Here is a 24348-nt window from a genome sequence, read left to right as displayed (position 1 = left end):
ACAAAGGAGTCACATGAAACCCTCCCAATTTGCCAAAGGATTCCAAGCGCGCCCGGATATCACGACGAGCGAGAAGCGCACGGCGCTCGATCGACTCAATGCGATCGACGGCATCGTCAAGTCCGAGACCCCTACCCCGGCACCGACCAAATCCGCGAAGAAAGACACCGCGCCGCAGCCCGCTCCTGAGCTCACGCTCGATCCGTCGATCGATGAATCGGCGCAATATCGTGCGTGGCGTCTCGAGAACCGCTATGCGCCCGGGCAGGTGATCGAGCTGTCGCTGAAGGCGATCAAGCATAGCCCGTTCAATCCGCGGCACTTCTATCTGAAATCGTCGATTGCCGAACTCGCGGTCAACCTCGCGAAGCAAGGGCAACAGCAGGCGATCCACGTGATTCCGGACTACGACAATCCGGGCACGTATTTCGTCAGCGATGGCGGCCGCCGCGTGCGGGCGCTGAAGGAAGCCAACAAGGAGTCGGTCAAGGCGATCGTGATCGACGTGCCGATCGGCATCCAGAGCTACAAGCTCGGCTACGATCTCAACGTCCAGCGCGATTCGCAGACGGTGTTCGACAACGCCGTCGTGTGGCGCCGCTTCCTCGACGACAAGCATTTCCAGAGCCAGAAGGAACTCTCCGAGCACCTCGGCCTCGACGAATCGACGGTGGCCGTCGCCCTGTCGATCGGCAAACTGCCGGAAGCGATCATGCAGGAAATGGTCGCGCGCCCCGATCGCTTCGGTTCAAACATGGCGTATCAGGTCGGCCGCTATCACAATGCGCGCGGCACCGAGGCCACGCTGCGGCTGATCAACAAGATCGTGTCGGATGATCTCAGCACGCGCCAGGTGTCGGACATCGTCAAGGGCCGCGTCGCGGCGCAGGAAACGCCGAAGGCTGCCGGCCGTCAGCGCTATGCGCAGCGTCTCGAGATCAAGCTTGGCGGCAAGTCGGTCGGCGACCTGAAGTCGTATGGCGAAGATCGCATCGAACTGCGCCTGCGCGGCCTCCCGAAGGACAAGCGCGACGCGATCCTCGAGCAGCTCGAGCGGATGCTGTTGTCGGAGTGATGGAGACGGCCGGCCGGGCCTGGTGAAGATGCCGGGCCCGCCAACCGAGGGCGGGGCCGGCGGCGGCCCGTCAGCGGGCCTGAGCGGGCCTCAGGCGGCCCGCGACTGGTTCAGCGTGAACGACAGCAGGTCGCCGTCCGTCGGCTCGCCCCAGGTCTTCTGGGCCAGCCAGTCGAAAAAGGCCGTCTCGGCCAGCTTGGAATCGAGGCCGCGCTTGCGCCAGTCGTCGCGCAGATGGGTGCCCATCGTCGGCAGCGCCTCCGACTCGAACGACTCGCGCGCCACTTCGCGCTCGGCGTCGCCCTGCTCTTCGTACAGCACCTTCGCTTCCTTGCGGCGGAACGCAGCGAACTCGCTCAACAGGCGCGCCTTCAGATCGTCCGGCTGGGCCGCCGCCATCTTCGCAGGCGGCGTGCCGGCAGGCAGCGCGTCGACCGATTCGACCGGCGGCGCATAACCCTTCTTCAGCGCATCCTTGAACAACGCCGGCGCGCTGCGCACCGGCGGCAGCGTCGTGCTGCGCATCCGCTGCTCGGTCATCTGCAGCGCGGCACGAATACGATTTTCCTCGCTGTCCGCATAGAGCGTCTGCGCTTCCTTCAGCGGGATCCCGATCTTCACCATCCGGTCGACCAGCGTGCTGTCGAACACGTTCGGATGTTCGTCGAGCGCGAGCATCGGCTGCTTGCGCTCGGTCACGCGGAACTGGATCTCCGCCACCCGACGCCCTTCACGGTGTTCGATCAGCTCGACGAAGATATTGGTGACCGCGTTGACTTCCGCGATCGCGGGACGCAGATAGTCGCGCTTGAAGTACTTGTACTCGCGTTTCGCTTCGTCGCCGGCTTCCGTGTCGGGCGTGCCCGACAGGATCGGCCGCCACCATTCCCACGGCTCGCGCATCGTCAGGTGGCTCGGGTTCGTCAGGTAGCGCACGCAGATTTCGTACAGCGCGAGGCCGGCGCTGCTGCGCAGCTGGCTCTGGAACTGCAGGCTCAGTCGCGCGTACTGGACCGGATCGAGCAGCTTTTTCTTGATCTTCGGCGCGAACGAGAATTCGACCCACACGCGGCGGGTCGCCGGATCCTCGAGAATTTCGGCGTCTGCGATCAGCGTCGAGATCCCCCACTTGCGTCCCGGCTTCTGGCTCGACGTCCCCGTGCTCCATTCGACCTGCACCGACACCATGCGGCGCAGGTGTTCCTTCACCAGCGCGGTGTCGTTCGAATCGAAGGCGGAGTTGGCGACGATGTCCGAGAGCAGCGCGCGATACGTATCGCCCGAGTCGTCGGCCTGCTGCGCCACGGCCAGCAGGACATTGAACAGCTTGCGAGTGAGGAGCGTGATCTTGCCGCTCTTCGGCTGAATTGCGATCGCCTCGACGGCCTTACGCAATTCGGCTGAACTGGCACTCACCACATCCACATCGGTTTTCTTGGCGCGCTTCGTCGTGGCCATACGTCGGGTCGGAGGAGAAGTTTTCCGGAAGGATAGCGTCTGCGGTGAAGTGCGTCCAGAACGACATGCTCACCATAGCGGGTGAAGTGCGCGTGTAAAACGGCACTCACCCCAGGCGCTCCCGAAAACCCTCACCAGTCCGGATTTGCAGCGTTCCGGACTCGTCCAGACGTGCTGCGGGATGCGCCGATTCACAGAATTTCACCTGTGCGCGGAACGTGCGAAATGTGCTCCCGTATCGGCTCACCTTTCGATTTGTCGTAATTTTACGACTGCGCTGCCGGAAGTTCGGCACAGGGTTGCGATCCCACCTGATCGCGCTTCCCGATCGACCCGCTCAGCCCTGTATGCATGTACAGGCGCGAGCTACCGCGCGATCGTGATCGGGCCCGCCACCCCGGAAGACGCCCGCCAAACCGGCCCGCGCGACCCGAACGAGCCTGCTGTGCCGGCCCGGGCGCGCATTGTACAGCGCAAAAACCGTATCGGGTCCCGAAAAAACTCACCTTGAGCACAGCATGTTCATTCGTCTGGATACCGACGAATGCCCGGCACGCGCGGGATTCGCCACCAGAGCCTCCCGAAAATGCTCACCTTACCGAAAAATCGCTGTGCCGCCTCTGGCACGGAAATGGCTCCCGAAAAATCTCACCGTAACTGACGCGGTATCAAAAACCTCAATGCCTTCCGATACTTATGCACAGAAGGCATTTGGCTGTGCGCCGCCGACATCCCCCGAAAAGCCTCACCTTTCGATGGAAATCCGTCATACGACAACGGTGTGTGGCCCCCCGAAAAATCTCACCTGTGCCAAAAAGAGGCACAGCAAAAACGAGATTTCTTCCAGTCCTGGCGGGCTTTTCGGCCAATTCGACCGTCCACAGATCCCGAAAAGCCTCACCTTTGACCATTTTTCGGGCAAATTCCATTCCCGAAAAGGCTCACCTGTGGCCCGAATCACAGCCTGTGATCCATGCCCCGAAAAAGCTCACCTCAGCGGGATCCGGCCAGGAAAACCCGGATTTCCCTCCCGAAAAACCTCACCTTTAGTGCATCACAGGCCCACGAGAGCACTTTTGCTGTGCAAAATGACGTCCGTTTCCCGGAAATCCTCACATCAAACGCCCGCGGAATCCCGTGAAACCTCACCTTTCACAGAAACTGCCTAAAAGATGGGCAGAATCGGGGCACAAAGAAGGTCCCGCAAATTCTCACCTATGTCTGCACAGGCAGAAAACTGTGCAGTCAGGCACAGCGCGGGTTCTGTGGCTGTGAGGCCCCGAAAAGCCTCACCTTTGGGAAATCTCGTGTTTCACTGTGATCCCGAATCCGCTCACGACCTTTCCCGCAACGGCTCACGCAGCTCCCTGAACCCCATCACTTCAGCTCCCGCAGAAGATCACCTTGGCTCCCGTAAAACTTCACCTTGTCGGCCGGAGAGCCTTGCAGCATAAGGCTGTGCCGTGGCGTTAACGTTTTTAACTAAGGGTTCAAGGGTGTTTACTTCTAATACTCTCAAGACATCGGCTGCAGAGTTTTCCACAGACACCCCAACCCCTGAACACCGACAGGCAACCGGATCCGCTGTCATGTGAAACAAATGCCAAAATTCGGGATCGACAGGAAAACGCTTGTACGACAAGGACTTGGCTAACTTTCTTCGCTTTGTTTCACGGAATCCTGGACCACAGTCGCCCAGATCCGCTCACAGACCCGATTTCTGTGCGAAGCGACGTAAATTCACAACGCCGAGCGGAAACAAGTATCGATAAGTACGTATTTCGTTATGATTGCCACACTTCAATGTCTGTGAGCACAGCGATGACCCTGGACGAAATACGCCAAACCATTCGGGACGAACTGGAATCGCTGCGTGCAAAAGGTGCGCGACGGCAGGAATTGTCGCTGCATGCATGCAAGCGGTTATTCTTCGATCTTGGCATCCGGCCGTCGGCTGCCAACGTCCGCGATCTCACCCAGACCGGCAGCGCCAGCGATATCCCGAAAGACATCGACCATTTCTGGGAGCGCATCCGTTCCGCCTCCAAGGTCAGGCTCGACGGTGCCGCAATTCCGAAAGCCGTCGAGGAAAAAGCCGGCGCGTTGCTCGGGGCACTCTATGAAGAAGCGTTGAAAGCCGCGCGAGACAGCCTCGATGTCGATCGCGAACAGGTCCGCGCCGACGTGGCCGACGCCGAACAGCGGTTGCGCGACGCAATCGTCCGCCAGGAGACGCTCGAAGGCGCGCTCGCACGTGGCGAAGCGAAAAACGAGCAATTGCAGGCGCGCGTGACCGAACTCGAAGTCCAGCTCGCATCGCAAACGACGCACGGTTCGGCAAGCGAAGCGACGTTACTCACCACAGTCGCTCGACTGGAGAAGGAACTGGCCGCGGCGGTCGGCCGTGTCGAAGCCGAGCAGGCGCAGAACGCCACGCTGCGCGACCGCATCGATGCGCTTCAAGCCGAACTGCAGCAGCGCACCGAGCACTACGCGCAGCAAATCAAGGACGCGGTGGCCGAAGCCGAACGCCGCGTGAAGCCGATGCTGGTCGAGCTGGATTCGTTGCGCAGCACGGCGTCGACCTACCAGAACGGCTTACGCGACGTTCAGCGCAAGGAATTCGATTTCCTGCAGCAATTGAGTGCTGCCAAGGCGCGTGCCGACCGGCTCGAAGAGCAGTTGCGCAGTCAGGGAGACGAACTGGAGCGCGCGACGCGCGATGTGAGTTTGCTGCGCGCGAGCCGCGGAATGAATCCGGAAATCGCCGCGCTGATCCGCCGCCTGGCTGATGCCGGGCAACTGGATGCGGAGGCGTTTGCCGCGATCGGTACCTCACTGGATCAAGAGACGCCGGTACCGGCCCATTGCCCGCATTGCGACGGTGAGCCCGAGCTGTCACACGGAAAAGAGGGTTTTGAAGTGGCCTGCCCCGAGTGCGAACACGCTTCGGGCGCATGGCCATCCCGATTGGAAGCCGTCGCCCGCTTTGTGCGCACGTGACTCAAGGGGCGACTGCATCGCACAGGTGAGACGATCCGGGAAACCAGAGGTGAGGTTTTTCGGGAGCGATTGAACGGTGAGGCTGTGCCATACAAGGCTGCTCACGGATGGCTTGGCGCGAGCAGCCGTTTGGGGATCAGTGAGTTTCGTCGATGCCCGACGCGTCACCGTCGGCATTGTTGTCGGCCAGACCGTCGCGCCAGTTCTTCCATGCGCGATGCAGGCGGTTCGACGAGATCGGTCGCATGAAGCCCAGCCATTTGCCGACTCGTTCGGGCGGCACGTCGTGTTCGAACAGTTCGGCCGCGTAGGTATTACGCAGGGTTTGCGGGCTGGCGCGCGCGGTGCGTGACGACGTGAGCCCGGCGGATTCGACGATCGCGTCGATGGCGCGCAGCATCGTCGCCTTGTGCATCGGCCGCCCGGCATGGGATGCGGGGAACACGAGTTCGCCGGGAATCTCCTGGCGCTTGCGTTCGGTGAGCCACGCTTCGAGCAGGGCGATCGCGAACGACGCCAGATGGGTTTCGCGCGAGAAATCAGGGTGCGTCGACTCGATCTGAAGCGACGTTCCGGCCGTATTGATGCAACTAATCGTAAGTGCGCGAGCTTCACCGGTTTTAATGCCGGCGCCAAGAAACGCGGCAACGAGCGCGCGGTCGCGCCGCTCTTTCCAGTACGCGGAACCGGATACGCCGATCGGCGAAAACAGGTACGTGAGCAACGTCGCGCGCTCGGCCGGCGTGAGGAAACCGGTAGGTTCGTTGTCGCGCGCCTTGCGCCAGTTCGCTTCGCCATCCTGAGCAATGAACCGGGCCGGGTTGGTCGACGCGTATTCGGTGCGCCGGATATGGTCGAGCACGCGCTCGATCAGCCGAAGATAGCGCATTCGCTGGGTTTTCCGGATCGGGAGCTCGCCGACGAAATTCGCAATGGTTGCCGTATCGACCGTCGCCAGATTCTTCTGGTGCGTACGCAGCCATGTGAGAAACGCGCCCCATTGCGCGCGATAGACGTCGGCCGATGAGCGACGATAGTCCTGCATGGCGAGCCATGCATCGAATGCGGCTTCGGGAGAGACGATCCAGTCGGACGCGCCGCGGTCGAACAGGTCCGTTTCTTCCGGGCGTGCGGGGGTGTCGGGAGAGGCGGGAAGGGACATGTGATTTATTCCGTTAGTTGCGTATATGGTAGCCCTTTCCGCAACGTCTCGGGCATCAAGAGGCAAGGGGCAGGACAAGGCCGCCACGCGTGACGGCCCGGGCGGGCAGTCAGTCGCCCCACGCCTTGGACGGGCGGTGAGCCCGCTCGCGAGGCGCGGTGTCGTTGGAGGTTGACGCGGCTTCGTACGCGAGCACCGCGAACGAAAATACGGCCGGTAGCGCGTTCGAGCGCCCGAAGTCGATCGGATCGTCCGTTTCGGGAAACGTCATGTCCGACGGCCGTTCGAACAATTGACGCATGCCGGCCTCGTGCCGGCTGGCAAAGCCGAGATCGGCAAGCGCCTCGGCTTCGATCGCGTGCAGCAGGCGCCACGTCAGCGGCACGCGCTGGCGGATATAACGCCCGGCGATATGGCGAACGATCAGCTCGAGGTCGTGCGCGGCAGCCTTGAAGCTGAGCGCGGCCAAATCTTGTTCTTCTGTCATTGCAGGCTCCTGTCGACCGGGCAGGCGCCTCGGTGCGCCGGCTCCAGCCCATGCATGGCGGAATGTCCGTATACTGTACAAACATACAGTGTTTTCCGCAACTGGCCTGCAATCGGCCTTTCGGCCGGCTATCCGCGCCGTCAGCGGTGTATCACGATCAGCAGTGCCCGCGCCTCGGCCTTGCCGGGATTGCGGATCGCGTGCGGCTCGTCGGCCGGGTAGCGCGCGGTGTCGCCTACCTTCAGGCGCCGGCTTGCCGCCGCGGCTTCGATTTCCATCGCGCCCTGCAGCACGGTCAGGTGCTCGCGCGTGCCGGGCTCGTGGGCGTTCGATATCAGTGCGCCGCCGCCCGGCAGCGTCAGCTCGTACCACTCGAACTTGCCGGCGAGGTCGATCGGGCCCCACACGCGCAACTGGTATCGGCCGTCATGGCCGGCGAGCGTCGGAATGTCGTGCGGGCCGTCGACGCGGATAGTCTCGGGCGCCTTCGGTTGGGAGAACAGCTCGTCGAGCGTGATGCCGAGTGCGTTCGTCAGCCGCCACGCCACGGCGATCGTCGGGTTGGCCTTGTCGCGTTCGATCTCGGAGAGCATCGATTTCGATACGCCGGCTGCGCGCGACAGGTCGTCGAGTGTCAGCTTGCGTTCGTTGCGCAGCCGCTGGATCTGCTCGCCGACACGCGGCGGCGTGGCGGCCGGCGGTTGCGGTGCGGCGCTGGCAGGCGTGCGCCGCGAACCGGAGGAACTTGCCATTTGGATTCCGTTCGCTTAGAGTTGTTCGGTATTTCGAATTCTAGTTCGGAATATCGGATAAATGCGGTCAACCGAACGACCGACTATAACAGTAGCAGGCCGTTGCGCCGCCGCCACGAGTGGCGCGTTGCGGAATGCGAAACCCTGTCAGGAGCTTTGCGATGCGTGATGCCTTTCTCGCCCAGGTGCGCGGGACGCTGGACCAGATCCGCGCGGACGGTTTTTACAAGACCGAGCGCGAGATCGCGAGTCCCCAGGCGGCAGCCGTGCGGCTCGCCGGCGGTGCCGGCGTGCTCAATTTCTGCGCGAACAACTACCTGGGCCTGGCGAACGATGCGCGCCTGATCGACGCGGCGAAGGCCGGCCTCGACCAGGACGGCTTCGGCATGGCATCGGTGCGCTTCATCTGCGGCACGCAAACCGTGCACAAGCAACTGGAAAGCGCGCTGGCCGCCTTTCTCGGCACCGAGGACAGCATCCTCTATTCGAGCTGCTTCGATGCGAACGGCGGGCTGTTCGAGACGCTGCTCGACGAGAACGACGCGGTGATCAGCGACGAGCTGAACCACGCGAGCATCATCGACGGCATCCGTCTCTGCAAGGCGAAGCGTTTCCGCTACAAGAACAACGACCTGTCCGACCTCGAGGCGAAGCTGAAGGAAGCCGATGCAGCGGGCGCACGCCACAAGCTGATCGCGACCGACGGCGTGTTCTCGATGGACGGCATCATCGCCGACCTGAAAGGCATCTGCGATCTCGCCGATCGCTACGGCGCGCTCGTGATGGTCGACGATTCGCATGCGGTCGGCTTCATCGGCACGCACGGCCGCGGCACGCCCGAGCACTGCGGTGTCGAAGGCCGCGTGGACATCATCACCGGCACGCTCGGCAAGGCGCTCGGCGGCGCGTCGGGCGGCTATGTTGCCGCGCGGCGCGAGGTGATCGAGCTGCTGCGCCAGCGCTCGCGTCCGTATCTGTTCTCGAACACGCTCACGCCCAGCATCGCCGCGGCATCGCTGAAGGTGCTGGAACTGCTCGGCAGCGACGAAGGCGCGAAGCTGCGCGAGCGCGTGCGCGAGAACGGCGCGCGGTTTCGCAAGCAGATGACCGAAGCCGGCTTCACGCTCGTGCCGGGCGCGCATCCGATCATCCCGGTGATGCTCGGCGATGCGCAGCTCGCGACGAACATGGCCGACAAGCTGCTCGGCGAAGGCGTCTACGTGATCGGCTTCTCGTTCCCCGTCGTGCCGCGCGGCCGCGCCCGCATCCGCACGCAGATGAGCGCCGCGCATACGCCCGAACAGATCGACCAGACGGTCGCCGCGTTCGTGCGCGTCGGCAAGTCGCTCGGCGTGATCTGACGGAGGCGCGACCATGAAAGCACTGGCAAAGCTCGAACGCGGCCCCGGCCTCACGCTCACGCGCGTGAAGCGTCCCGAAGTCGGCCACAACGACGTGCTGATCAAGATCCGCCGCACGGCGATCTGCGGCACCGACATCCATATCTGGAAGTGGGACGACTGGGCGCAGAAGACGATTCCCGTGCCGATGCACGTCGGTCACGAATATGTCGGCGAGATCGTCGAGATGGGGCAGGAAGTGCGCGGCTTCGCGATCGGTGATCGCGTGTCCGGCGAAGGCCACATCACGTGCGGCTTCTGCCGCAACTGTCGCGCGGGGCGCCGGCATCTGTGCCGCAACACGGTCGGCGTCGGCGTGAACCGCGAAGGCGCGTTCGCCGAGTATCTGGCGATTCCGGCATTCAACGCGTTCAAGATCCCGCCCGAGATCTCCGACGATCTCGCGTCGATCTTCGATCCGTTCGGCAACGCGACGCATACGGCGCTGTCGTTCAACCTCGTCGGCGAAGACGTGCTGATCACCGGCGCGGGCCCGATCGGCATCATGGCTGTTGCGATCGCGAAGCACGTCGGCGCGCGCAACGTCGTCATCACCGACATCAACGACTACCGGCTGGAACTCGCGCGCAAGATGGGCGCGACGCGCGCGGTCAACGTCGCGCGCGAGTCGCTGCGCGACGTGATGACCGACCTGCACATGACCGAAGGCTTCGACGTCGGCCTCGAAATGTCGGGTGTGCCGAGCGCGTTCACGAGCATGCTCGAGGCGATGAACCACGGCGGCAAGGTCGCGCTGCTCGGCATTCCGCCCGCGCAGACGGCGATCGACTGGAACCAGGTGATCTTCAAGGGGCTCGAGATCAAGGGCATCTACGGCCGCGAGATGTTCGAGACCTGGTACAAGATGGTCGCGATGCTGCAGAGCGGCCTCGACCTGTCGCCGATCATCACGCATCGCTTCGCGGCCGACGATTACGAGAAAGGCTTTGCCGCGATGCTGTCCGGCGAGAGCGGCAAGGTGATTCTCGACTGGACGGCCTGAGTGCCGCGGGGCAGTGCTGCGTGTTCGCCGCCTGCCCCGCTTTCGTTTACGTCTGCGTTTCCGAGGCCGAAACGCACGAATCCGGGCTCAAGGTGAGATTATTCGGGAGCTGTGTTGGCGCGCCGAATCGCGACACGATCGCGCATCGGTGAACTGCAATCGCACGTTCACTTCACCTGACGGAAGCTGCGTCGCTTTCCGCCCTCGTGCCTTCCGGCACCTGCTCTCACCTTCCAGACACTTCCCCGCTTGCCTTGCCGCGCGACCGCTCGTCATGCGCCGCACGCGATGTCGTGCCGAACCGTGGCGTCAACCGTGAGCCTGCGCGCATCGTCGCGACTCACTCATGCGTGAAACCATTCGATATCGATCGACGTCGATCGGTGCGCCGACGGCTACTTGATCCGTTCACCGTTCAACCCGCGTGGGTCGAGCTGAAGACTCAACACGACGAGCCAGCGTCTCGGACACTGCGGCGCAACGTCGACCGGGCCGCCCTGCACTCCGGGCGCGGTGACGAAACCGTGTTGCGCCGCGTATTGATACGCGCGCAACGCATCCGCTTGCAGCCAGAAGCTGACCAGCGCGCACGTCACGAAACGGAACAGCAGCACCGCTGCGGCATCCGGCGCGAAACCGGCCACGACCAGCAGGTTGTCGAACACGAATGCCAGCACGTGCGCGACCGCGATCGTGACGATCGTCAGCTTCAACACGCCACGCAGCCGCAGTGCAGCGCGCACGCGTGCCTGCCGGACGGCGAGCCGGGTGCGATCGTCGCCGCCTTCGCGCTTCGGCATGTCGTGTTTCACGACGCGGCACCGACCGATCGTGCAATGTCGATCTGCGTCGTATCACCGGCACCGATGCGACCGTTCGTGACGCAGACCGATTTGCACAGGATCGCGCTGTCGTAGTTGTGCCCCGGAAAGCGCATCACGTCGACCGCTTGAAATCCTTCGCGACGATAGAAATCGATGAGCCGGACCGCCGCGTACGGTGCGTCGAGCGCCAGGTGCGTCGCGCCGCGCGCGGCGGCCCGCCGTTGCGCGAATGCGAGCAGCGATCGGCCGATGCCGCGGTCCTGCCAGACGGGATCGACGGCCAGCTGGCCGAGCGTCGCGACGTGCCGGCTGCGGTACGGATCGCAGCGGGAATCGGGATCGTGCGAACGCATCGTCATCGTCGCGACCAGATGCGCGTTGCCGAGCGCAACGAAGCACTCGCCGGTGAGCACGCGTTCGCGTGTCGCCGAGGCCGGCTGATCGACGCACGGGCAGTTGAAGCCCAGTGCGCCGAGCGGTGCGAAGGCGCGATGCAGCAGCGCGGTCAACGTGTCGTACGAATCGTTGCGCGGGTCGAAGCGCCGCACGACGATGCGGCCGTCGAGCCGCTTGGCATAAGCCGCATAGGCGCGCGCGGGGCGCGCGGATTCCGGTCGCTGCATGATGTCCTTTCGCCCAGACGGGGTGACCGAAGTGTAGTGAGCGTCGCGCGTCCGCTTCAAGAAAAAATGTCGTAAACGCGGCGGGCGCGCATCGCGCGCCAGGTTGCGCTTCAGCCCTCCCGCCAGCAGGGCTTTTTCATCCAAGTGTTGACGATGGAGAACGATCGTTCTACCGTAAACCCATGAACACACATCACGACCTTTCCGGCGAACCGGGCGTTCGCGACCGGCTGCTCGATGCAGCCGAAGCGCTGATCTACTCGGGCGGCATCCATGCAACCGGTGTCGACGCGATCGTCAAGCGATCCGGCGCGGCGCGAAAGAGCTTTTATTCGCATTTCGAATCGAAAGAGGCACTGGTGCTGGCCGCACTCGAACGTCGCGACGAGCGCTGGATGCGCTGGTTCGTCGACGCGACGCTCGCGCGCGGCAAGGCACCGCGCGTGCAGCTGCTCGGCATGTTCGACGTGCTGCGCGACTGGTTCGGGCAACCCGACTTTCACGGCTGCGCGTTCCTCAACGCATCGGGCGAGATTCCCGATGCCGACGATCCGGTGCGCGTCGTCGCACGCGCGCACAAGGCACGCTTGCTGGCGTTCGTGCGCGAGCGGTTCGATGCGTATGCCGATGAAACCGGCATCGAGCGTCGTGGGCTCGCGCGCATCGCGCGTCAGTGGCTCGTGCTGATCGACGGCGCAATCGGCGTGGCGCTCGTCAGTGGTGATGCAAACGCCGCGCGCGATGCGCGCGCGACGGCCGAACTGCTGCTCGACGCGGTGTCACGGTAGTCGAAGCAGCGAATCCGAACCGGCCGCGGTCGTCCGTGGCCAGAACCTGAACAGGAGCAACCCATGTCCGCTTCCCTCGAAATCCGTCCGCCCGTTCCGCCCTTCACGCTCGAAACGGCGCGCCAGAAAGTGCGCGCCGCCGAGGATGCGTGGAACACACGCGACCCGCAGCGCGTGTCGCTCGCCTATACGCCGCAAAGCCGATGGCGCAATCGCGCGGAATTCGTGACCGGCCGCGACGAGATCGTCGGGCTGCTGCAGCGCAAGTGGGCGCGCGAGCTCGACTACCGACTGATCAAGGAGCTGTGGGCATTCGACGGCAATCGCATCGCGGTGCGCTTTGCGTACGAATGGCATGACGATGCCGGCAACTGGTTCCGTTCGTACGGCAACGAAAACTGGGAGTTCGACGAAAACGGGCTGATGGCGCATCGTCACGCGAGTATCAACGACCTGCCGATTCGCGAGCAGGATCGTCTCTATCACTGGCCGCTCGGCCGTCGTCCGGACGATCATCCCGGGCTGTCCGATCTCGGCCTGTGACGCGCGTGCCGACTCGACGGACCCGCGAACGCATCACCGGGCTTCAACGGTGAGGAAATTCGGGAGTCGATGCGCTGAAGGTGAGGTTTTTCGGGACGAAGGGAAATGTCGCGTCGGACTGTGTGCTTCGAGCCGTTCGACGCGGCATCGTCCCGGGCAACGCGGACGTGCCATGCACGTCGGGATTTCGTGATGCGCGTATCGGTATGCAACGGTGTGCTTCACCACATGATGCATCTCACCGATCGATCGGGGCCGGTAGCGGTTTGACGATCGGTGTGCACGTGTGTGGCGTGCAACTCACCGATCGTATCGACGTCGGCGCCTGATGGCGCGTGCCGTGCGCGTTGTGGTGCGACGTTGCTCACCGCTCGACTTCACCAGGCAGGCTCGGGAATTCGCATGCGTGCGCAAACGCATGGCGTGCAACTCACCGACACCGATTCGTGCAGACTCTGCCCGGCGCGTGCGATTGCGCCGGGCCTGATCGTCAGCCCGCGATGCGCGCGGCGATCGCCTCGCCCACTTCCTGTGTCCCCGCGTTGCCGCCAAGATCGCGCGTATGCGGCCCCGTGCGCAGCACGTCCTCGATCGCGGCGACGATCGCATCGTGCGCTTCGCGTTCGCGGCCTGCGCCGTTGCCGAGGAAATCGAGCATCAGGGCGGCCGACCAGATCATCGCGACCGGGTTCGCGATGTATTGCCCCGTGATGTCGGGCGCGGAGCCGTGCACGGGTTCGAACAGCGACGGAAACGTGCGGTCGGGGTTCAGGTTCGCCGACGGCGCGATGCCGATCGTGCCCGTACACGCGGGCCCGAGATCCGACAGGATGTCGCCGAACAGGTTCGACGCGACGACGACGTCGAAGCGATCCGGCTGCAGCACGAAACGCGCGCACAGGATGTCGATGTGCTGCTTGTCGACGGCGATGTCGGGATAACGTTCGGCCATCTCGGCCGTGCGCGCATCCCACCACGGCATGCTGATCGCGATGCCGTTGCTCTTCGTCGCGACGGTGAGGCGCTTCGCGCGCCGCTGCGCGAGTTCGAACGCGAATTTCAGCACGCGCTCGGTGCCGTGACGCGTGAAGATCGCCTGCTGCATCACGATCTCGCGATCGGTGCCTTCGAACATCGTGCCGCCGACCGACGAATACTCGCCCTCGGTGTTCTCGCGCACGATCATGAAGTCGATGTCGCCCGCGCGGCGGCCGGCGAGCGGCGACGGCACGCCGTCGAACAGGCGCGCGGGCCGCAGGTTGATGTACTGGTCGAATTCGCGGCGGAATTTCAGCAGCGAGCCCCACAGCGAAACGTGATCGGGCACCGTCGCGGGCCAGCCGACCGCGCCGAACAGGATCGCGTCCATGCCCGACAGTTGCGCCTTCCAGTCGTCCGGCATCATCTTGCCGTGCTGTGCGTAGTAGTCGCAGCTCGCCCAGTCGATCTGGACGAAGTCGAAGCGGATGCCGAAGCGCGCGGTCACGGCGTCGAGCGCGCGCAGGCCCTCGGGCATCACTTCACGGCCGATGCCGTCGCCGGGGATCACGGCAATTCTGTAGGTCCTGTCGGTCATGCAAAGCTCCTTGGCTGGTGGGCTGGCCGCGGGGAGAGGCAGCGGCGCGTCACGTCATTCTATTTATTTCCATCTGGATTAAAATCGCGCGAAAGGTTAATCGACTTTCCACGAATCGTGAATAAATCGCCGAATCTCGACGACCTGCGCGTGTTCAGCCTGGTCGTCCGCCTGACCAGCTTCAGCGCGGCCGCCGAGCAGCTCGCGGTGTCGCCTGCCTATGTCAGCAAGCGCATCGCGTTGCTCGAGGCGCAGCTCGGCACGCGCCTGCTGCATCGCTCGACGCGCCGCGTGACGGTCACGGAAGCAGGCGAGCGCGTGTTCGCGCGCGCCGAGAAGATTCTCGACGACGTCGATCATCTCGTCGAGGACGTGTCGACCACGCGCACGGTGCCGCGCGGCACGCTGCGCATTTCGAGCAGCTTCGGCTTCGGCCGGCACGTCATCGCGCCGGCGCTGCTCGACTTCTCGGCACGCTATCCGCAACTGAACGTGCGGCTCGATCTGTTCGACCGGCTCGTCGACGTCGCGGGCGAAGGCTACGACCTCGACGTGCGCATCGGCGACGAGATCGCCGACCACCTGATCGCGCGCCGCCTCGCCGCGAACTACCGCGTGCTGTGTGCGTCGCCCGACTATCTCGCCCGGCGCGGTACACCGCGCTCGCTCGCGGATCTCGCTTCGCACGACTGTCTTGCCATCAAGGAGCGTGATCACCCGTTCGGCGTGTGGCGGCTGAACGTGCGCGGTGAAACGGCCACGGTGAAGGTTGGCGGCGCGCTGTCGACGAACCATGGCGAGGTCGCCGTGCAATGGGCGCTGGCCGGGCGCGGCATCGTGCTGCGTTCGATCTGGGAAGCCGCGCCGCTGATCGAACGCGGTGCACTGTGTCGCGTGCTGCCGGACGCAATCCAGCCCGCGAACATCTGGGCCGTGTATCCGGAGCGCGTGGCTGCGTCGGCGAAAGTGCGCGTGTGCGTGGATTTTCTGATGGAGACGCTGGCTGGCTTGAATGCCGCGGCGGGTGACGATACGGCCTGAATCCGGCTAAAGGTGAGCTTTTACGGGGGCATGCGCACAACATCGGCAGGCCCCGTTTCCGGCTCGCAATCGCGTCGCGAGCCGGTCGCGTCGAACGGGTACCCACACGTCGCGGTCGCGAGGTGCCGGGCCTGCCGACGCCGGTGCCTGCGCACGGCTTACGCCGCTTGTGCCCCGCCTGCCGCGCCTGCCGCCCCGAGCATCAGGTCGAGATTCTGCACGGCTGCGCCGGATGCGCCTTTGCCGAGATTGTCGAACACGGCGGACAGCAGCACCTGGCCGTGCTCGGCATTGACGAACACGCCGAGCCGCATGTCATTGGTGCCATTCAGCGCTTGCGGATCGAGATGCGTGATCGCATGCGTGTCCGCGAGCGGTGTGACGTCGACGTGGCGCGACTCGGCGTAATGGTGCGCGAGACACGCATGCAGTTGCTCACCGGTCACACCGGCAGGGAGCAGGCGCAACTCGATCGGCACGGTGAGCACGATGCCTTGCCGATAGGCACCGTAAGCCGGCACGAACAACGGACGGTTCGCCAGACCGGCATGCAGCCGGATCTCGGGCACATGTTTGTGCGCGAGTGCGAGGCCGTAAACCTGGAGCGGATTCGCGCGCGAAGCGTCGTTCGCTTCGAACGCGTCGACGGCGGTCCGCCCGCCGCCCGAGTATCCGGACACGGCATGGATGCTCACCGGGTAGTCGCGCGGCAGCAGCCCGGCCTGCAGCAGCGGCCGCAGCAGCCCGATCGCACCGGTCGGGTAGCAACCCGGATTGGTGACACGCCGCGCGTGTGCAATTGCCCGTGCCTGCCCGTCGGCCATCTCGGGAAAGCCGTAGACCCATTCCGGCTGCGTGCGATGAGCCGAACTCGCGTCGATCACGCGTACCGCCGGATTCCGGATGAAGCCGACCGCTTCGCGTGCGGCCGCGTCGGGCAGGCACAGAATGGCGATGTCGGCTGCGTTGATCGCCTCGGCGCGCCGCACGGGATCCTTGCGCTCGGCCTCCGGCAGCGCGACGAGCCGCAAGTCGGTGCGCCCGCGCAGGCGCTCGTGGATCTGCAATCCGGTCGTCCCTTGATCGCCGTCGATGTAGACAGTGGGCTGGCTCATGGTGGTCGCGTTCCTTGCGTTCGTGGTCGGGAAAGCCGTATCGTCCACCGAGCGCCTAGAATAGAAAAAGTTGAATTTACTGACCATCAGATTCAGTTTTCTTGAACGAGGGGTGGAGAATGCGGGAGATCAGCCTGGACCGCCTGCGCACGCTGGTCGCCATCGCGGACCAAGGGTCCTTTGTCGCCGCGGCGCAACTGCTTCACCTCGCGCCGCCGACCGTCAGTCTTCACGTTGCCGAACTGGAGAGTCGCATCGGCGCGCCGTTGCTGTCCCGCACGCGCGGAAACGTGCGGCCGTCGCCCATCGGTGAAGTGCTGGTCGAGCGCGCGCGCCGCCTGCTGGCCGAGGTCGAATCCACGCTGGACGACGTGCAGCGACAGGTGCAGGGGTTGACCGGGCGCGTGCGCCTCGGCGCATCGACCGGGGCGATCGCGCACCTGCTGCCGCAGGCGGTGGCCCGCTTGCGCGAGCAGCATCCGGACATCGATGTCCAGATCGCGGTGCTCACGTCGCACGACACGCTGGCGCGCATCGCGCAGGGCACGCTCGATGTCGGGCTGGTAGCGCTGCCGCAGACGGCCGTCGCGGGGCTGTCGATCCGTGCGTGGCGGCGCGATCCGGTGATGGCGTTTCTGCCGGCGGACTGGCCGCTTCCGGCGCGCGTGACGCCCGGCTATCTGGCCGCCCGCCCGCTGATTCTCAACGATGCGACCACCCGCCTGTCACGGCTGACGACGGAATGGTTTGCGCTCGGCGGCCACCGGCCGGAGCCGCGGATCGAACTCAACTACAACGATGCGATCAAGAGCCTGGTCGCCGCGGGGTACGGCGCGACGCTGCTGCCGCATGAGGCGGGCGCCCCGCTCCCCGATGCGCGCATTGTCATGCGGGCGTTGCGCCCGGCGTTGTGGCGTGAACTGGGGATCGCCCATCGGGCGGGGCCGGTCGAGCGGGCGACCCAGCATGTACTCGATGCGTTGTGGGCGCTCGGCGCGCGATAGCGCACCGGCATGCAGGCTAGGCGGCGCGGCTGTTCATGCGCGCATGCCGTGCCCGTGCATCCACGGCATGCCGTCTCAAAGCCGGTTGTCCTTCGCGAGCGTCAGCACGCGCGCCCAGCGTTGCGCGTCGCGCTTGTCCATCATCGGCAGCTTCCATTCGCTGCGCACGCCGTCGCGCACGTGCACGACGAGATGCCAGCGGCCGCCGATCGGCGCAGCCTGGCAGCCGTCGAGCTGCGACAGCGTATAGCGGCCGTCCGCGCCGTCGTGCGACAGCCACAGCAGCCCCTGCGTCGCGGACACGCGCAGCTCGCCCCACGCGCGATGCACGACGTGGGTCCAGCCTTCTTCCTTCGTATTCGGTGCGATGTCGCGGCGGCGCTTGATCCACCAGGCGACCAGCGCGATCAGGATCGCGGCGGCGAGCACGGCGGCCGCGATCGCGACCGGCTGGCCGAACTGCGCGGCGATGACGTGAAACAGGTGAACCGCGCCCCATCCGGCAGCGATGAGCGCGAACAGTGCAATGAAAATCGGCATGTCTGATCGGGGAAGAGGACGGACCGGCGCATGCATCGCGCCGATCCGTCGCGCACGGCATTACCGTTTGCGGTGAATGTCGTGCGTCACGAAGCCCGCGTCGTTGTTGGGCAGCGCGAGGCCGTCCTTGACTGCGAGCGTCTTGCGGATGTCGTCGAGACCCGCGGACCAGTGGTCACGCATCGTCGACAGACCGAACTGATAGTCCTTGTAGTGATGCTCGTACGCCTTCTGCTGGTAGATCAGGTGCTGGATGTTGTACTTCTTGCTGGATGACATCGCGTCGGCCTCGACGCACCAGGGATCCGCCTTGCGCTGCTCTTCCGGCACCTGCTCGAGCACGTGGCGCAAAACGTTGCGGTAGCGCTGTTCGCGCTGCAGCGTGTCGGTCACGAAGCGCGTGCGGCTCGAATACTGCACGTCCTTCGTGCGCTCGGCGACGTCGGCCATCGTGCGCGGCAGCGGCCCGCGCGCGCTCCACAGGTCGACCTGGAACGCGAGCGTGTCGCGGCGCGGCCGTGCGCGGAGCACTTCCATCAGCGGCGTGTTCGACACGACACCGCCGTCCCAGTAGTACTCGCCGTCGATCTCGACCGGCGGGAACGCGGGCGGCAGCGCGCCGGACGCCATGAAATGCTCGGGTGCCAGGCGGATGCGCGAGTTGTCGAAGTACACGAAGTTGCCGGTGCCGACGTTGACCGCGCCGACCGACACGCGCGTTTCGCCCGAATTGATCCGGTCGAAATCGCACAGCTTCAGCAGTGTCGCGCGCAATTGCGACGTGTCGTACCAGCTGATCTTCTCCGGATGATCCGACACGCCCGGCAGCGGCGGCGGGAAGCGCGGCACGAAGAAGCCCTGCTGGCCCTGCATCATCGCGCTTGCGGCCTGCGACGCGGTGAAGAACGTACGAACCTGGTCGATGCTGTTGAACAGCGCGAACTCGAATGCGGCCGGAACCGTCGGGAAGAACGCCGGCTTGCAGATCGTTTCCCAGAACTCGCGCAGCCGCTCGACGCGATGTTCGGGCGCATTGCCCGCGATCAGCGCGGTGTTGAGCGCGCCGATCGAGATGCCCGCGATCCAGTCGAGCGGAATGCCCGCCTCGTGCAGCCCTTCGAACACGCCGGCCTGGTACGCGCCGAGCGCGCCGCCGCCTTGCAGCACGAGTGCAATCGTTTCGTACGGCAGCGACCGTGCGGGGACCGGTGCGCCGGCTTCGTGATGCAGGTCCGCCGCATCGACGGCCTGCTTTTCCGTGGGGGCGCGCGGCTTCACTGCATGAACCAGCCGTGGCTGACGATGAACGACTGGCCCGTGAGCGCGGCGCTCGGGAACGCCGACAGGAACAGCACCGTCTGCGCGACGTCCTGCACCGTCGTGAACACGCCGTCGACCGTATTGCCGAGCATCACCTTCTTCACCACTTCCTCTTCGCTGATCCCGAGTTCCTTCGCCTGCTCCGGAATCTGCTTGTCGACCAGCGGCGTGCGTACGAAGCCCGGACACACGACGTGCGAGCGCACGTTGTGCTTCGCGCCTTCCTTCGCCAGCACGCGGGCCAGGCCGAGCAGCCCGTGCTTGGCCGTCACGTACGCCGACTTCAGCGGCGACGCTTCGTGCGAGTGCACCGAACCCATGTAGATCACGACACCGCCGCGATCGTCCTTGTACATGTGCTTGAGCGCGGCCTTGGTCGTCAGGAATGCACCGTCGACGTGGATCGCCTGCATCTTCTTCCAGTCGGAGAACGAATAGTTCTCGATCGGGTTGACGATCTGGATGCCCGCGTTCGACACGAGGATGTCGACCGAGCCGAACGTTTCGGCCACCTTGTCGATACCGCTGTTCACGGCTTCCTCGTTCGTCACGTCCATCGCGACGCCGATCGCCTTGCCGCCGGCCTTGACGATCTCGTCGGCAACGGCGTTCGCGCCGTCCTGGTTCAGGTCGGCAATCGCGACGGCCGCGCCCGCTTTCGCGAGCTCGAGTGCGATTTCCTTGCCGATGCCGCTCGCGGCGCCCGTGACGACTGCGGTCTTGCCATTCAGGTTGCTCATGTTCGAATTCCCGTGGTGAAAGGTTTGACAGGGAGAAAGGACTGCGGACGTGTTACTGAGCCAGGTAATCGTAGACGACTTCGCCGAGGCCCAGTGTCAAATCCGCGACGATGTGCCGGGCTTCGACGATTTCGAGCACGGGGAGGTCGGCTACCGGCGCGAGCGCGTGCGGCGCCAGCTCGAGCGATGCGGGGCCCGTCCACGCGCCCTTCATCTTGATGTCCTGCATGTAGTAGCGCACCAGTTCGCAGACACGCGCGGTGCCGTCGACGTGCGGGATGATCTTCAGCAGGAAATTGGGGCCGGCAAGACGCTTCGTCTGCTCGTCGATGTCGAGTTCCTTGTGCTTGTAGCCCATCGTGCCGGTCGCGACGCGCACCTTGCCGTAGTCGAGCGTGCCGAGGAGGTGGTCGGTGTTCACGTGCAGCGTGGGCGATGCGAGTTTCTTCGGGAAGCCCCACAGTTCGCGGCCGCCGGCGATCGGCGGGTGATCGTCGAGATACATCGCGAGCGTATAGCCGCCCGGCTGGCCGTTGTATTCGACGGGAATGACCTGGCCGCTTTCGGTGTAATCGCCGAAGCCGGTCGAATCGGCCATGCGGATGAATTCGTAATGCACGAGCGGCTCGGTAACCTGCAGCGGCTCGGGGACGATTTCGCGGAGACGGTCCGGATCGGTGCGATACGTGATGATCAGGAACTCACGATCGACGAAACGGTAAGGGCCCATCGGGAAGGCAGGGCTGGTCAACGGCATCGCAAACGCTTTCGATCGGACATCGCTGGGTTTCATGCGGACTCCTTGTTGTTGATCGCTTCGTGGATGAGTGCTCGTAAGCTCGTAATCCTATGCCTGTGCGTTGCCGTTGTGCGATGCCGCATATGGAATTAATTGTTGCCGATTTCGTAGAATTCGACGCGTAAATATTGAGATGAATGATGCAAACGGCCTGGACGGCACCCGGCGTCCCGATATTCGCATGCATCGATGACGTCACGATGTGAAAAAGGTGAGTCTTTACGGGATGGTAGGTGAGTTTTTCCGGGAGGCGGTCGCTCGGGAATGTGACAATTGTGTGAACTTGTGCTGCAGTGCAGGCTCTAAGTGCGTTCGCCGCGGCGGGCTTCGTCGCGTGCGACTGCCGCATTAAGCATCGCTTAAGCGGGAGCGCCCTAGCATCGTTCGTATCAGGCCGGGCAACCGGCCGAGTTTTTACGCCCCACGCAACCGGATTCATGCAGACCCTCAATCTCACCCTTTTTTCCGCCATCAACGCCGGGGTTGCGCCGCAGCCGGGCGTTGCCCGCCTCGCCATCTTCGCTGCCGACTGGCTCGTCTATGCGCTGCCCGCGATGCTGCTGCTGACCTGGATCTTCGGCGCACGCACGACGCGGCGCCAGGCGATCGAAGCCGGCGTCGGCGTATGCGTGGCGCTCGCGCTCGCGCAGGTCATCGGGCATTTCTGGTTCTCGCCGCGTCCGTTCATGGCCGGCGTCGGCACGCAACTGATTCCGCATGCGCCGGACAGCTCGTTTCCGAGCGACCACATGACGTTCGCGTGGAGCATGGCAGTCGGGTTGATGCTCGGCGGCACGACCCGGCTCACCGGGTTCGTGATGGTCGCGTTGGCCGCGGCGATTGCATGGGGGCGTATCTATGCGGGCGTGCACTGGCCGTTCGACATGGCGGGCGGCGTGCTGGTCGGCACGGCCGGCGCGCTGGCCGCGCACCTGTATGGACAACGCGCGACCGCACTGCTCGAACGGCTCGGCGATTCGGTGCATGCAGTCGTGATGGGGCGCCGGCACGCGCCGTAAGCGGGGGGATCGGGCCGGACGCCGTCAGCCGGGTGTCCTGGCCGGTTCAGCCGATGCGGATGGTCCGCCGCCCGCATCGTGCAGTTCGGGCGTATCGGCCGGATGTTGCGCGGCGTCGCGATCGAGCGCGCTTTCCTTCAGGATCGCGCACATCGCGACGAACAGCGCAAGTACCACCGCGGCAAGGCCGCAATAGCCGGCGATCTTCAGGTTGCGAAGGAAAGGCGAAGCGGGGCTTTCTTTTGTCATGACCGGACGCTCCTGGGCAGGCTGCGACGGCTGTCGCCCGACAGCGGCGTCGCACACACAGATATATACCAGTCGCGATAGCGGTGCCAAGCCCGCTGGTGCGCCGACGCGACGATTGTGTCATCCGCCGGTCAACCGGGTACGCCTTTGACGGCTACCCGCATCCATCAGTCTTCCAGGGTTTCGTGCACGGCCGCCGCGCCGCGCTTCCAGTAGGCCGCCGCGCGGATGCGCGATTTGTCGACGCCGCGCTCGCCGGTCAGGTGCTGGCGTACCGCGCGTATCGACAGCGCTTCGCCTGCCGCCCACACGTAGCCGTCGCCGGACGGCGGCAGCGGCAGGTCGCGCACGGCATTCAGCAGCTCGTTGCCGTTTGCGGCGTCGGCTTCGGCGCGGAAGCGCCAGATTTCATGCACGTCGGCGCGCGTGTCGAACGCGATCTGCGCGGTGCGATCCGCGACTTCCATCACGACGACCGCGCGCGCACCGGCCGGCAATTCCTCGAGGCGCCGCGCGACCGCCGGCAGCGCCGTATCGTCGCCGATCAGCAGGTGCCAGTCGAAACCGGTCGGGACAACGAACGAACCGCGCGGGCCGCCGATGCCGAGCCATTGGCCGACGCGTGCCTGGGCGGCCCACTGCGACGCGGGGCCCGGATGGTTCAGCACGAATTCCAGGTCGAGTTCGCGGGCGGCGCGGTCGAAGCGGCGCGGCGTGAAGTCGCGCGCGACCGGCCTCGGTTCGCCTTCCGGAAACTCCGGACCGTTCGCGCCGAGCGTCGGCATCGCAGGCCGTTCGGCGCCGGGCGGCGGGAAAAATACCTTCACGTGATCGTCGAACGACGCGGATTCGAAATCCGCGAGATCGGGGCCGCCGAGCGTGACGCGCAGCAGGTGCGGCGTCACGGCATGCACGCGCAGGACCTGCAGCAAGCGGAACTTGAGGGTGTGGCGCACGCGGGTCACGGTGCGCTCGGATGTGTTCTGCATCAATCCGTTCTCCTGAGGTTTGATGGGGCGGCGCGGATCACGCGCCGGTGCCGCCTTCGATTTCGCCCGTCGCGCGGCGCAGGATGGCCGCGACGCGGCGCTGTTCATCCGGGCCGGCTGCGCTCTTGTGCAGCAACGCGCGCTTGAGTGCGAGGCGCGCCTCGACGAACTCCGGCAGCCAGCCTGCTTGCGTTTCGTCCTGCGTTTCGTTGCCCGCCGATTCCCCGGCGAACGCACGGCGCATGAACTCCATCTTGCGCGCGAGGTGCGTGAGGCGTGCGAACAGCGTGTCGACCCGTTCGCGCTGGGCGTCGAGATGGGTGCGGCCGGCGTCGGTCAGTGCATAACGCTTGCGGTTGCCTTCCGCCTGCGACGCGACGAAGCCGACTTCTTCGAGATACGTGAGCGCCGGATACACCATGCCGGGGCTCGGGCTGTAGAAACCGTTCGAACGCGTGTCGAGCGCCTTGATCAGCTCGTAGCCATGGCTCGGTTGCTCGGCGACGAGCGCAAGCAACAGCAACTGGAGATCGTCGGAGCTGAACTGGCGGCCGCGTGGCATGCCGTCGTCGCCGAAATCGCCAAAGCCGCCGCGCCCGCCACGGCCGCCGAACGGGCCGCCACCACCGAACGGATCGTGGCCGCGACGGTGGCGGCCGATCGCGTACCAGAGACCGGCGAACCAGTCAGGGCGGGCATGCGCACCATGACCGCCGCTTCGGGCATGGCCGCGGGAAGGGTTGTGTCGCATGATCGTGTCCTATATGTCGGAAAACATATCTAAAGATATATATCGAAAGATAGGCCGTCAAGGGGATTTATTGGGGATGGATGGTGG

Annotated in this window: 24 protein-coding genes; 9 read left to right on the top strand and 15 right to left on the bottom strand. The window is 64.8% G+C overall.

The genetic code is table 11. The features are described 5' to 3' along the window. Positions 1-13 precede the first annotated feature (13 nt). Complete coding sequence (locus FOZ70_RS07410; protein ID WP_021163724.1) at positions 14-1075, top strand: ParB/RepB/Spo0J family partition protein; 1062 nt, start codon at positions 14-16, stop codon at positions 1073-1075. A 90-nt stretch (positions 1076-1165) separates the two neighbouring features. On the opposite strand, the gene FOZ70_RS07405 is transcribed toward FOZ70_RS07410, so the two are convergent. Then, positions 1166-2533: a replication initiation protein gene (locus FOZ70_RS07405; protein WP_059495289.1), complete on the bottom strand. Its 1368-nt coding sequence runs from the start codon at positions 2531-2533 to the stop codon at positions 1166-1168. Between the two features lie 1821 nt (positions 2534-4354). Between FOZ70_RS07405 and FOZ70_RS07400 the strand changes: the two genes are divergently transcribed. Then, complete coding sequence (locus FOZ70_RS07400; protein WP_059552575.1) at positions 4355-5536, top strand: DNA-binding protein; 1182 nt, start codon at positions 4355-4357, stop codon at positions 5534-5536. Between the two features lie 136 nt (positions 5537-5672). On the opposite strand, the gene FOZ70_RS07395 is transcribed toward FOZ70_RS07400, so the two are convergent. The 3 genes from FOZ70_RS07395 to FOZ70_RS07385 form a co-directional block, all read right to left on the bottom strand. Then, complete coding sequence (locus tag FOZ70_RS07395; protein WP_048021159.1) at positions 5673-6698, bottom strand: tyrosine-type recombinase/integrase; 1026 nt, start codon at positions 6696-6698, stop codon at positions 5673-5675. Positions 6699-6807: 109 nt separating this feature from the next. Next, on the bottom strand, positions 6808-7185 hold the full coding sequence (locus tag FOZ70_RS07390; RefSeq protein WP_021163720.1) for a DUF2471 family protein: 378 nt from the start codon (positions 7183-7185) through the stop codon (positions 6808-6810). Positions 7186-7325: 140 nt separating this feature from the next. Next, a complete protein-coding gene (locus FOZ70_RS07385; RefSeq protein WP_021163719.1) occupies positions 7326-7937 on the bottom strand; it encodes an XRE family transcriptional regulator in 612 nt (203 codons plus the stop codon). A gap of 161 nt (positions 7938-8098) precedes the next feature. Between FOZ70_RS07385 and FOZ70_RS07380 the strand changes: the two genes are divergently transcribed. Then, entirely contained in the window at positions 8099-9298 is a 1200-nt protein-coding gene (locus FOZ70_RS07380) for a glycine C-acetyltransferase (protein ID WP_219705343.1), read from the top strand. 13 nt (positions 9299-9311) lie between these two features. Then, positions 9312-10340, top strand: a complete 1029-nt coding sequence (tdh, locus tag FOZ70_RS07375) for an L-threonine 3-dehydrogenase (RefSeq protein WP_021163717.1) — start codon at positions 9312-9314, stop codon at positions 10338-10340. A gap of 395 nt (positions 10341-10735) precedes the next feature. Here tdh and FOZ70_RS07370 read toward each other — a convergent pair whose 3' ends face one another. Together FOZ70_RS07370 and FOZ70_RS07365 are read right to left on the bottom strand one after the other, a co-directional pair. After that, positions 10736-11152 (bottom strand): hypothetical protein, encoded by a 417-nt coding sequence (locus FOZ70_RS07370; protein ID WP_346656392.1) that lies wholly within the window; start codon positions 11150-11152, stop codon positions 10736-10738. Further along, positions 11149-11787 (bottom strand): GNAT family N-acetyltransferase, encoded by a 639-nt coding sequence (locus FOZ70_RS07365; RefSeq protein WP_111999539.1) that lies wholly within the window; start codon positions 11785-11787, stop codon positions 11149-11151. Before FOZ70_RS07365 ends, FOZ70_RS07370 begins: the two co-directional genes overlap by 4 nt. A 182-nt stretch (positions 11788-11969) precedes the next feature. Here FOZ70_RS07365 and FOZ70_RS07360 point away from each other — a divergent pair, with 182 nt between their 5' ends. After that, positions 11970-12575, top strand: coding sequence for a TetR/AcrR family transcriptional regulator (locus FOZ70_RS07360; protein WP_021163714.1), 606 nt, complete (start codon positions 11970-11972; stop codon positions 12573-12575). Positions 12576-12638: 63 nt separating this feature from the next. Beyond that, positions 12639-13118: a nuclear transport factor 2 family protein gene (locus FOZ70_RS07355; protein WP_059812175.1), complete on the top strand. Its 480-nt coding sequence runs from the start codon at positions 12639-12641 to the stop codon at positions 13116-13118. A 490-nt stretch (positions 13119-13608) separates the two neighbouring features. Here the strand turns inward: FOZ70_RS07355 and FOZ70_RS07350 are convergent, their stop codons facing one another. Further along, positions 13609-14694 carry a tartrate dehydrogenase gene (locus FOZ70_RS07350; protein WP_059489900.1) on the bottom strand — a complete coding sequence of 362 codons (1086 nt, stop codon included), beginning with the start codon at positions 14692-14694 and terminating at the stop codon, positions 13609-13611. Positions 14695-14811: 117 nt separating this feature from the next. Between FOZ70_RS07350 and FOZ70_RS07345 the strand changes: the two genes are divergently transcribed. Then, entirely contained in the window at positions 14812-15735 is a 924-nt protein-coding gene (locus FOZ70_RS07345; protein ID WP_176130301.1) for a LysR substrate-binding domain-containing protein, read from the top strand. A gap of 158 nt (positions 15736-15893) precedes the next feature. Here the strand turns inward: FOZ70_RS07345 and argC are convergent, their stop codons facing one another. Then, entirely contained in the window at positions 15894-16850 is a 957-nt protein-coding gene (argC, locus tag FOZ70_RS07340) for an N-acetyl-gamma-glutamyl-phosphate reductase (RefSeq protein WP_021163710.1), read from the bottom strand. A 119-nt stretch (positions 16851-16969) separates the two neighbouring features. Between argC and FOZ70_RS07335 the strand changes: the two genes are divergently transcribed. Next, on the top strand, positions 16970-17854 hold the full coding sequence (locus FOZ70_RS07335; RefSeq protein WP_021163709.1) for a LysR family transcriptional regulator: 885 nt from the start codon (positions 16970-16972) through the stop codon (positions 17852-17854). A 75-nt stretch (positions 17855-17929) separates the two neighbouring features. Here the strand turns inward: FOZ70_RS07335 and FOZ70_RS07330 are convergent, their stop codons facing one another. Genes FOZ70_RS07330 through FOZ70_RS07315 form a run of 4 tightly spaced genes read right to left on the bottom strand, consistent with a single transcriptional unit; the run spans position 17930 to position 21247 of the window. Beyond that, positions 17930-18394: a hypothetical protein gene (locus FOZ70_RS07330; RefSeq protein WP_048021176.1), complete on the bottom strand. Its 465-nt coding sequence runs from the start codon at positions 18392-18394 to the stop codon at positions 17930-17932. A 60-nt stretch (positions 18395-18454) separates the two neighbouring features. Continuing rightward, positions 18455-19672, bottom strand: a complete 1218-nt coding sequence (locus FOZ70_RS07325) for a patatin-like phospholipase family protein (RefSeq protein ID WP_021163707.1) — start codon at positions 19670-19672, stop codon at positions 18455-18457. Further along, entirely contained in the window at positions 19669-20454 is a 786-nt protein-coding gene (locus FOZ70_RS07320; protein ID WP_048021178.1) for a 3-hydroxybutyrate dehydrogenase, read from the bottom strand. The genes FOZ70_RS07325 and FOZ70_RS07320 overlap by 4 nt, the downstream gene beginning before the upstream one ends. 52 nt (positions 20455-20506) lie before the next feature. Then, positions 20507-21247, bottom strand: coding sequence for an acetoacetate decarboxylase (locus FOZ70_RS07315; RefSeq protein ID WP_021157498.1), 741 nt, complete (start codon positions 21245-21247; stop codon positions 20507-20509). A 443-nt stretch (positions 21248-21690) separates the two neighbouring features. Here FOZ70_RS07315 and FOZ70_RS07310 point away from each other — a divergent pair, with 443 nt between their 5' ends. Beyond that, positions 21691-22272: an undecaprenyl-diphosphatase gene (locus FOZ70_RS07310; protein WP_059620143.1), complete on the top strand. Its 582-nt coding sequence runs from the start codon at positions 21691-21693 to the stop codon at positions 22270-22272. A gap of 24 nt (positions 22273-22296) precedes the next feature. On the opposite strand, the gene FOZ70_RS07305 is transcribed toward FOZ70_RS07310, so the two are convergent. The 3 genes from FOZ70_RS07305 to FOZ70_RS07295 form a co-directional block, all read right to left on the bottom strand. Beyond that, entirely contained in the window at positions 22297-22521 is a 225-nt protein-coding gene (locus FOZ70_RS07305) for a hypothetical protein (RefSeq protein ID WP_021157500.1), read from the bottom strand. Positions 22522-22688: 167 nt separating this feature from the next. After that, complete coding sequence (locus FOZ70_RS07300; protein WP_059489786.1) at positions 22689-23510, bottom strand: siderophore-interacting protein; 822 nt, start codon at positions 23508-23510, stop codon at positions 22689-22691. Between the two features lie 37 nt (positions 23511-23547). Next, positions 23548-24261, bottom strand: a complete 714-nt coding sequence (locus FOZ70_RS07295) for a PadR family transcriptional regulator (protein ID WP_219705340.1) — start codon at positions 24259-24261, stop codon at positions 23548-23550. Between the last annotated feature and the right edge of the window lie 87 nt (positions 24262-24348).

The sequence above is a fragment of the Burkholderia sp. COPS genome, assembly GCF_019425585.1.
GTDB classification, from domain to species: Bacteria; Pseudomonadota; Gammaproteobacteria; order Burkholderiales; family Burkholderiaceae; genus Burkholderia; species Burkholderia cepacia.
This window is presented reverse-complemented; position numbering and strand designations above follow the sequence as displayed.

What these genes read in the sequence shown, in the direction of transcription:
- FOZ70_RS07360 (WP_021163714.1), top strand. Translation starts at nt 11,970, where the DNA reads ATGAACACACATCACGACCTTTCCGGCGAACCGGGCGTTCGCGACCGG.
- FOZ70_RS07315 (WP_021157498.1), bottom strand. Translation starts at nt 21,247, where the DNA reads ATGAAACCCAGCGATGTCCGATCGAAAGCGTTTGCGATGCCGTTGACC.
- FOZ70_RS07405 (WP_059495289.1), bottom strand. Translation starts at nt 2,533, where the DNA reads ATGGCCACGACGAAGCGCGCCAAGAAAACCGATGTGGATGTGGTGAGT.
- FOZ70_RS07385 (WP_021163719.1), bottom strand. Translation starts at nt 7,937, where the DNA reads ATGGCAAGTTCCTCCGGTTCGCGGCGCACGCCTGCCAGCGCCGCACCG.
- FOZ70_RS07335 (WP_021163709.1), top strand. Translation starts at nt 16,970, where the DNA reads ATGCGGGAGATCAGCCTGGACCGCCTGCGCACGCTGGTCGCCATCGCG.
- FOZ70_RS07395 (WP_048021159.1), bottom strand. Translation starts at nt 6,698, where the DNA reads ATGTCCCTTCCCGCCTCTCCCGACACCCCCGCACGCCCGGAAGAAACG.
- FOZ70_RS07350 (WP_059489900.1), bottom strand. Translation starts at nt 14,694, where the DNA reads ATGACCGACAGGACCTACAGAATTGCCGTGATCCCCGGCGACGGCATC.
- argC (WP_021163710.1), bottom strand. Translation starts at nt 16,850, where the DNA reads ATGAGCCAGCCCACTGTCTACATCGACGGCGATCAAGGGACGACCGGA.
- FOZ70_RS07355 (WP_059812175.1), top strand. Translation starts at nt 12,639, where the DNA reads ATGTCCGCTTCCCTCGAAATCCGTCCGCCCGTTCCGCCCTTCACGCTC.
- FOZ70_RS07390 (WP_021163720.1), bottom strand. Translation starts at nt 7,185, where the DNA reads ATGACAGAAGAACAAGATTTGGCCGCGCTCAGCTTCAAGGCTGCCGCG.
- FOZ70_RS07380 (WP_219705343.1), top strand. Translation starts at nt 8,099, where the DNA reads ATGCGTGATGCCTTTCTCGCCCAGGTGCGCGGGACGCTGGACCAGATC.
- tdh (WP_021163717.1), top strand. Translation starts at nt 9,312, where the DNA reads ATGAAAGCACTGGCAAAGCTCGAACGCGGCCCCGGCCTCACGCTCACG.
- FOZ70_RS07330 (WP_048021176.1), bottom strand. Translation starts at nt 18,394, where the DNA reads ATGCCGATTTTCATTGCACTGTTCGCGCTCATCGCTGCCGGATGGGGC.
- FOZ70_RS07295 (WP_219705340.1), bottom strand. Translation starts at nt 24,261, where the DNA reads ATGCGACACAACCCTTCCCGCGGCCATGCCCGAAGCGGCGGTCATGGT.
- FOZ70_RS07310 (WP_059620143.1), top strand. Translation starts at nt 21,691, where the DNA reads ATGCAGACCCTCAATCTCACCCTTTTTTCCGCCATCAACGCCGGGGTT.
- FOZ70_RS07410 (WP_021163724.1), top strand. Translation starts at nt 14, where the DNA reads ATGAAACCCTCCCAATTTGCCAAAGGATTCCAAGCGCGCCCGGATATC.
- FOZ70_RS07400 (WP_059552575.1), top strand. Translation starts at nt 4,355, where the DNA reads ATGACCCTGGACGAAATACGCCAAACCATTCGGGACGAACTGGAATCG.
- FOZ70_RS07320 (WP_048021178.1), bottom strand. Translation starts at nt 20,454, where the DNA reads ATGAGCAACCTGAATGGCAAGACCGCAGTCGTCACGGGCGCCGCGAGC.
- FOZ70_RS07305 (WP_021157500.1), bottom strand. Translation starts at nt 22,521, where the DNA reads ATGACAAAAGAAAGCCCCGCTTCGCCTTTCCTTCGCAACCTGAAGATC.
- FOZ70_RS07365 (WP_111999539.1), bottom strand. Translation starts at nt 11,787, where the DNA reads ATGCAGCGACCGGAATCCGCGCGCCCCGCGCGCGCCTATGCGGCTTAT.
- FOZ70_RS07300 (WP_059489786.1), bottom strand. Translation starts at nt 23,510, where the DNA reads ATGCAGAACACATCCGAGCGCACCGTGACCCGCGTGCGCCACACCCTC.